Source organism: Micromonospora sp. KC721, from assembly GCF_004348355.1.
GTDB lineage: Bacteria > Actinomycetota > Actinomycetes > Mycobacteriales > Micromonosporaceae > Micromonospora.
The window spans coordinates 1-7,518 of record NZ_SMJY01000251.1 but is presented as its reverse complement, the minus strand read 5'-3'; the positions used below and the strand labels follow the sequence as shown (position 1 = coordinate 7,518).

At 74.4% G+C, this 7,518-nt stretch carries 6 protein-coding genes; 3 read left to right on the top strand and 3 right to left on the bottom strand.

The features are described from left to right. Positions 1-158: 158 nt before the first annotated feature. The 3 genes from E1182_RS27650 to mtrA are packed head-to-tail and all read right to left on the bottom strand — an operon-like array spanning position 159 to position 4,478. Positions 159-1,970, bottom strand: a complete 1,812-nt coding sequence (locus E1182_RS27650) for an LpqB family beta-propeller domain-containing protein (protein ID WP_132270678.1) — start codon at positions 1,968-1,970, stop codon at positions 159-161. Then, on the bottom strand, positions 1,961-3,775 hold the full coding sequence (gene mtrB / locus E1182_RS27645; protein ID WP_132270677.1) for an MtrAB system histidine kinase MtrB: 1,815 nt from the start codon (positions 3,773-3,775) through the stop codon (positions 1,961-1,963). The genes E1182_RS27650 and mtrB overlap by 10 nt, the downstream gene beginning before the upstream one ends. 13 nt (positions 3,776-3,788) lie before the next feature. Then, positions 3,789-4,478 (bottom strand): MtrAB system response regulator MtrA, encoded by a 690-nt coding sequence (gene mtrA, locus E1182_RS27640; RefSeq protein WP_088977546.1) that lies wholly within the window; start codon positions 4,476-4,478, stop codon positions 3,789-3,791. Positions 4,479-4,696: 218 nt separating this feature from the next. On the opposite strand from mtrA, the gene E1182_RS27635 reads away from it, so the two are divergent. Genes E1182_RS27635 through E1182_RS27625 form a run of 3 tightly spaced genes read left to right on the top strand, consistent with a single transcriptional unit; the run spans position 4,697 to position 7,511 of the window. Next, on the top strand, positions 4,697-5,551 hold the full coding sequence (locus E1182_RS27635) for a hypothetical protein (protein WP_132270676.1): 855 nt from the start codon (positions 4,697-4,699) through the stop codon (positions 5,549-5,551). After that, complete coding sequence (locus E1182_RS27630) at positions 5,548-6,117, top strand: DUF4129 domain-containing protein (RefSeq protein WP_243706449.1); 570 nt, start codon at positions 5,548-5,550, stop codon at positions 6,115-6,117. The genes E1182_RS27635 and E1182_RS27630 overlap by 4 nt, the downstream gene beginning before the upstream one ends. Beyond that, positions 6,114-7,511 carry a DUF4350 domain-containing protein gene (locus E1182_RS27625; RefSeq protein ID WP_132270675.1) on the top strand — a complete coding sequence of 466 codons (1,398 nt, stop codon included), beginning with the start codon at positions 6,114-6,116 and terminating at the stop codon, positions 7,509-7,511. The genes E1182_RS27630 and E1182_RS27625 overlap by 4 nt, the downstream gene beginning before the upstream one ends. The last annotated feature ends 7 nt before the right edge of the window (positions 7,512-7,518 follow it).

The window sequence follows — 7,518 nt, the reverse complement described above, 5'->3', positions numbered from 1 at the left end:
GTACCGGGCCGGGCACCAGCGCCCCGAGCGCCTCGACGCACGCCGGGCAGAAGCCGCGCCGCAGCGCCCGGCCCCGCCCCCGGCAACCGGCGCACTCCGCCGGCAGCACCAGATCGGTCAGCTCCGCCCAGAGCCCGCCGACGTCCCGCACCGCGCGCTCAGGACAGGAAGAAGGGGGCGGTCGGGCTGCCGGGACGCGCGCCGTTCGGCGGCGGCGACACATCCACGACCTGGTCCCGCCGGATCGTGTCCCGCTGCGGGTAGCGGTAGGCCACCCCGTTCGCCTCGTACATGATCAGCACGGTGGGCAGCGGCACCACGGGGTTGGTCGGGTACGCCGCCAGGTGCGTCACCCGGGCGCCCACGTCGGCTACCAGCGCCGTCTCCATGGCGCCGTCGATGCTGACCTCGTACACCGCCGAACGGCCGGTCGTGCCGGCCAGGACCAGGGTGTTCTCCCCCGCCCAGTCCACCGCCGACAGGTCGGTCAGCGAGGTGGCCACCTTCCGGGCCGGCCCGGCGGTGACCACGCCACCATCCACGTTCACCGACGCCAGGTGCAGGACGCCGCCGATCACCACCGCGATCCGGTGGCCCTCCAGCGAGGCGGCCACCGCGGTGACCGGCCCGGCGACGTTGAGCGGCACCGGGTCCATCCGGCCCCGGTCGTCGAAGCGCCAGAGCCGGCGATCGGCCACCACCAGCCCGTACGGCTGTCGGGGGTCGGGTGAACGCAACCAGACCGGTCGCCCGATCGTGCCGAAGATCTGCGGCGACGGGTTGACGATCTGCACCCGCCCGTCCCCGGAACCGGTCGCCAGCCGCTGCCGGCCGCCCGGGGCACGCACCACCAGGGCGGCGAGCACCCGACTGTCGCCCCGGCTGAGTCCGGCCGAGAGCACATCCCGGTTGACCTCCGGCGCCAACGGCACCGGGGCTCCTCCCTCGTCGGGCAGGGCCAGCGGGTGGACCGCCCCCTCGTAGACGGTGAACCGCTGCGGGTTGCCGGTGACCGGGTAGGCCGGGTGCTCCAGCCGGTGCCGCCGCAGGTCCGGGATCAAGACCCGCGACTGGTTGCGGGTGGTCAGTTGCAACTGCCCGTCCAGTTCCGGCAACGACCACGCCAACTGGATACCGATTTGCGCGAGCCTGCGGTTGTCGTCACCGGGCAGATCGAGGTTGACCTCCCACCGCCCCTCGTTCTCGATCGCGTTGTTGATCAGGGCGGTCCGGTCCGGCAGGCGGCTGGCACCGGTGCTCAACCACTCCGCGGGACCACCGATCAACCACTTGACCACCTCGCTGACCCGCCGCTCGTCAGGCACGGCCAGCGGCAGGTAGCGCTGGTCCGGCACCAGTCGACTGCCGTCGGAACTCCAGAAGTAGACCGGCCGGGTCTGGTAGTACTGGCGCAGCGCGTCGACACCGAGCAGCAGCACGTTCGGCGGGTCGGTGACGAACAGACCCGCCTCCTCGGTGCCCTCCTGCTCGGGCAACACCGAACCCCGCAGCCCGAACCGGTACTCGGTCTCGGTCACCACCGGCGGCGCGAGCACGCCGTTGGCGCGTAGCAGCCCGATCTGCTGCACCGGCAGCCGCACCGAGAAGAGCCCGTTGGCGTTCTCGGTGATCACCGGCCGCTCGGTCAACCGGACCACGTTGACCGCGATCTCGCTGCCCTGCTTCTCCTGGAGGCGGGCCCGGTTCTCCGGCGCGATGAACTGCTTGACCCGCTCGTACGCCCGCTCCGGCTCACCGGCGGCGGCGGAGAGGAAGTTGCGGACGAAGGCCGCCCGGTCGTCGCCGCTGGCCGTACGGGTGGGCGGCTCGCCCCGGCGGAAGCTGGCGGTACCCGCCGCGACCGCCGGACCCGACCCGTCCACCTGCACCTCGGTGTGCGCCGGGATGCCGCACCCGGCCAGCAGCAGCACCGCGCCGACCACACCGGCGAGCGCCCGCCTCACGGCCATGCCTCCGCCCGGTCGTCGTCCGACTTCGGCGCCGGCCCGATCGTCGAGCCGCCCCCACCGGCCGGGCTGACGGTCGAGCCGCCTCCATCGGCCGGGCCGATGGCCAGCACACCTGCACGGGACGGACCGATGGCCAGCATTTCCGCGTCGCCGGGGCCGCCGAAGGGCAGCGTGGCGTCGGCGGGCACCAGGCGCAACGGCGAGGTGGTGAGCCGGTCACCGGCCCGGGCCGGCAGGGTGAGCCGGAACTGGGCGCCCTGCCCCGGTGCGCCCCACGCCTCCAGCCAGCCGCCGTGCAGCCGGGCGTCCTCCAGGCTGATCGACAGGCCCAGCCCGGTGCCGCCGGTCTGCCTGGCCCGGGACGGATCGGCCCGCCAGAAGCGGTTGAAGACCAGCTTCTCCTCCCCCGGCTTGAGCCCGACCCCGTGATCGCGCACGGTGATCGCGACGGCGGTCTGGTCCATGCCCAGGGTGATCCGCACCGGCTTGCCCTCACCGTGCTCGACCGCGTTGCCGACCAGATTGCGCAGCACCCGCTCGACCCGGCGCGGGTCGACCTCGGCGATCACCGGGGTGCTGGGCACGTCCAGCTCGACGGGCACGCCCAGCCGCTCGGCCAGGGCGGCCAGCCGGTCGGCCACCCGGTGCACGATGGGCGTCACATCGGTCGGTTCGGCGTCGAGCATCGCGAAGCCGGCGTCGAAGCGGCTGATCTCCAGCAGGTCGGTGAGCAGTTCCTCGAACCGGTCCAGCTCGGCCTGGAGCAGCTCGGCGCTGCGGGCCACCGCCGGGTCGAACTCCGCCCGCTCCGCGAAGATCAGGTCGGCGGCCATCCGCACCGTGGTCAGCGGGGTACGCAGCTCGTGCGACACGTCCGAGGTGAACCTGCGTTGCAGGCGGGACATCTCCTCCAGCCGCAGGATCTGCCGTTGCAGGTTGGTGGCCATCTGGTTGAACGACGCGGCCAGCAGGGCCAGGTCGTCCTCGCCGTTGACCACCATCCGCTGGTCGAGCAGGCCGGCGGAGAGCCGCTGGGCGGTGCGGGCGGCCACCCGGACCGGGGTGACCACCAGACGGGTCACCAGGGCGGCGAGCAGTCCGAGCAGCAGCACCAGGGCTAACCCGGTGGCGAGGACGGTGGCCCGGGCGTCGGCGGCGGCGGCGTCCTGCCGGGTGAGCGGCACCAGGTAGTACAGCTCCAGCTGGCCGAAGCTGGTCGGCACCGGCGAGCCGTACACGAGGTATTTGGTCCGCTGGTCGGCGAGCCGGCCGGTGCGGATCTGGTGGGCGACCTTGCCGTCCCCGACGGCGGCCCGCAGCTCCCGGCTGACCAGCGGGCGGATGTCCGCCGCCGGGGAGGTGCGGGTCTCGATGATCCCCGCGTAGCGGTCGGCTGTGATGGCCACCACCACCCCGCTGGTCTGCTGCGGGTCGCCGCCGGCCAGGTAGTTGACCGTCCCCTCGATGGTGTCCTGGAGTTGGGCCGCCTGGGGCTGGCTGTAGAGGGAGAACTGCTTGCCCGCGTAGTCGCTGCCGCTGCGCAGCCGCAGCAGCGTGTCGGTCTTGGCGTTCTCCAGCAGGATGTCGGTGATCTTGTTGGCGATCAGGTACGCGAAACCTCCGACGAGCAGGCTGGAGACCACCAGGGTGATGGTCACCACCCGCACCTGCAACGAGCGGCGCCAGGTCTGGTGCAGCCCGGCGGCCAGGCCCAGCGCCCGGCCGGCCAGGGCACGCCCCAGCGCCCGCGCGGCGGGACGCCAGCCGGCGGTGGTCTCGGGGGTGGGGCTCGAAGCGCTGGTCACGGTGCAGACCAGGCTATCCGGTACCCGCCTTGTAGCCCACGCCCCGCACGGTCAGGATGATCTCCGGCCGCTCCGGATCCGGTTCGATCTTGGCGCGCAGCCGCTGCACGTGCACGTTGACCAGCCGGGTGTCCGCCGCGTGCCGGTAGCCCCAGACCTGCTCCAGCAGCACCTCCCGGGTGAAGACCTGGCGGGGCTTGCGGGCCAGCGCGACCAGCAGGTCGAACTCCAGCGGGGTGAGTTTCACCTCCTCGCCGTCCCGGCTCACGGTGTGCGCCGGCACGTCGATGGTGATCTGGTTGCCGGGCGGCCCGATGGTCAGCATCTCCGGGGCGACGTCCTCGCCACGGCGCAGCCGGGCCCGCATCCGGGCCACCAACTCCTTGGGCTTGAACGGCTTGACCACGTAGTCGTCGGCGCCGGACTCCAGGCCGAGCACCACGTCCACGGTGTCGCTCTTGGCGGTCAGCATGACGATGGGCACGCCCGACTCGGCCCGGATCGCCCGGGCCACGTCGATACCGCTCATACCGGGCAGCATGAGGTCGAGCAGGACGATGTCGGGTCGGTTGTCCCGGAACGCGGCCAGCGCCCGTTCCCCGTCGGCGACGAAAGAGGGCAGGAAGCCCTCACTGCGCAGAACGATGCCGAGCATCTCGGCGAGCGCAGGGTCGTCGTCGACCACCAGTACCCGGGCTCTCATGGGATTTATGGTTCCATCCCCGTTCAGTCAGGTGGGATCGGCGTCACCCGGCACGGTACTGCCCTGGCCGGCGTGCCCGCACGTTCCACGCGGAACAACGCCGACCGGGGTCGCCCGTCACCGGCTCCGGGCCTGCGGCTCCACCGGGTCACCGCGGCCGTGTCACCATGATCCCCCGGGCGTGCCGCCGCCCGCCACCGTGACCGTCAGGAGTACGCGTGCCCGAGGTCGGCCCGACAGCCGTGCTCCCGAGGCGTCCGCTCACCGTCGGGGAGCTGCTCGACTCGGCGGTGCTGCTGCTGCGCGCCCAGGGCCGGCTGCTGCTCCCGCTGGGCGTCCTGCTCGCCGTCGGCGAACAACTCCTGCTGCTCCCACTGCGCCTCGCCGCCGACCTGCGGGGGCCGACGTACTGGCCCGACGGGTGGGACCAGTTCGTCGCGTACTGGCTGCTGCTGGCCTGCGGCGCCGGAACCGAGGCGGTGATCGTCACGCTGCTCGGCAACCCGGCCGCCCGGGCCGCGGGCGCGGCGCTGCTCGGTCGCCGCAGCGGCGTAGGCGAACTGCTCCGTCCCCGGGGCGCCCGGTGGGGGGCCACCCTGCTGCTCGCGGTGCCCGTCGGCATCCTGGTCGTGCTCGGCGGTCTGCTCGGGCCGCTCTGGTTCCTCGCCTGGGCGGTGTTCGGCTCGGTGGCCGCCGTGCTGGTGGTGGACCGGCTCGCCGGGCACCTCGCGCTGCCCCGGGCCACCCGGCTCGCCGTCCGCGCCGGTGGCCGGGCGGCCTGGGTACGCCTCCTCGGCTACCTCGGTTGGTGGATCCTGCGGGTCGGCCTCGCCCTCGGCGGCTACTTCGGGCTGGCCCGGCTGGATCTGGTCGACCTGGCCGACCCGGCGACGGCGACCGTCGCCGCCATGACCGCCTGGACGGCGGTGAACGCCGTCGCCTACCCGGCCCTGGCCTGCCTCGACGCGGTGGTCCACCTGGACAACCGGATGCGCACCGAAGGCCTCGACATCCGCCTCTCCCGCTCCCCCGGCCACCTCGCCGAGCCCGTGCTGCTGGCGGCCGACCGGTGAGTATCAGCCGCCGGTGGACCGAGGCGATCGCCGCCCTCGGCGACGTCGTGCCGCTGCCGCTGGCCGCGGCGCTGCTCCTGCTGCTCGCCGGGCTGGTGGCGGTGGCCTGGTACCACTACCCGACCTGGGTGCCCCGCCGGCTGCCCCGGCTGCGGATGCCCCGGCTCGGGCGGTGGCGGCGACCCCGCCGTTCGGTCGACGTGGCGGTGTCGCGGTTGCCCCGACCCCGGGTCGGCGACGATCATCCGGGCGGCACCCTCGCCGACCGGCTGGCCGCCGAGGGGCGCTTCGCCGACGCCGTGCGGGAACGGCTGCGCGGCATGGTCCGCCGGCTGGTCGCCGCCGGAACGGTCGCGCAGCGCCCCGGCCTGACCGTGACCGAACTGACCGAGGAGGCGTCGGGCAACCTGCCCGCGGTCGACCCGCCGCTGCGCGCCGCAGCCGCCCTCTTCTCCGCCGTCTGGTACGCCCACCGCCCCGCCTCGGCCGACCACGACCGGCGGATGCGGGAACTCGCCGACGAGCTGGACCGGGTGCTCGCCGACCGGTCCGAGGAACCGCGATGACCACCGCCGTGTCGCCCACGCCGGCACCCGAGCGAACGGCCCCGGCCCGGCGGCGACGCCGCCGCTGGCACCGGATCGCGCTGCCGTGCGCGCTCGCCGCCGCCCTGATCGTGACCACCCTGGTCGCCCACGCCGTGGACCAGCCCGACCCGGCCGCCCCGGGATTCCTCTCACCGGTGGCGGCCACCGAGCACGGCGGCAGCCGGCTCGCCGGGGCGTTGCGCGGCCGGGGCGTCACCGTACACCGGGAGAGCGACCTGCTACCTGCCCTGCTGGCCCTCGACGACCGGCCGGCGACGCTCTTCGTACCGGCCCCGGAGCTGCTGCACCCGGACACCCTCGGCGCACTGGGCGACCTGCCCGTCGGCACCCGGCTCGTGTTGGTCGACCCGTCCCGCCGCGTGCTGGAGCAGGTCGGCCTGCCGGTGGTCCGCACCGACCGCCGCTGGGCGGCCCGCACGGTGCGCCCCGACACCGACGGTCGGCCCTGCCCGCTGCCCGAGGCGGCCCGGGCCGGCAGCGCCGCCGCGGCGCTGCAGCACTACACCGCGTCCCCCGGGCACGCCGGCGAACTGCGCCGTTGCTACTCCGGTGGCCTGGTCCACCTGCCGTGGACGGCCGACGTGGTGGTGATCGGGGCGAGCGATCCGTTCCGCAACGACCGGATCGACGAGTGGGGCAACGAGGAACTGGCGGCCGGGCTGCTCGGCCGTCACGGCCGGGTGGTCTGGCTCGACCTGGACGGCCCCGCCCCGCCGCCGCGGCTCGGCACCGGCTCCACCGGCGAGCCGGCCTGGTCCCCCCTCCCGGGCGAGGCGCCGGATGAGCGCCGGGACGACGACGGCGGCGCAAACGGTGGTCCGGCCAACGGCGGCTCCGACGACGGCGGCTCCGACGACGACTCGCCGGACCAGTCCGGCGGGGAGCGACCGGACGGCGACAACCCGCTCTGGGCGGCCTTCCCCACCTGGTTCTGGGCCCTGCTGCTCCAGCTCGCGCTGGCCGCGCTGCTGGTGGTGCTCTGGCGGGCCCGCCGGCTCGGTCCACCGGTCACCGAGCCGCTGCCGGTGCGGGTCCACTCCGCCGAGACGGTCCTCGGCCGGGCACGCCTCTACCAACGGGCCCGGGCGCGGGGCCCTGCCGCCGCCACCCTGCGCTCGGCCACCCGGGACCGGCTGCGCACCCGGCTCAACCTGCCCGCCACCGCGTCGCCCGACGAGGTGACCGCCCTGGTCGCCCGGTACACCGGGGACCATCCCGACGAGATCCACGAACTGCTCTACGGCGCGACGCCGGCCACCGACGCGGAACTGCTGGCACTGGCCCGGTCCCTGGACCGGGTGACCCGTACCGTCGCGGCAGCACACCACCCGAGCGAAGGAGATCCCCGGTGACCCACCC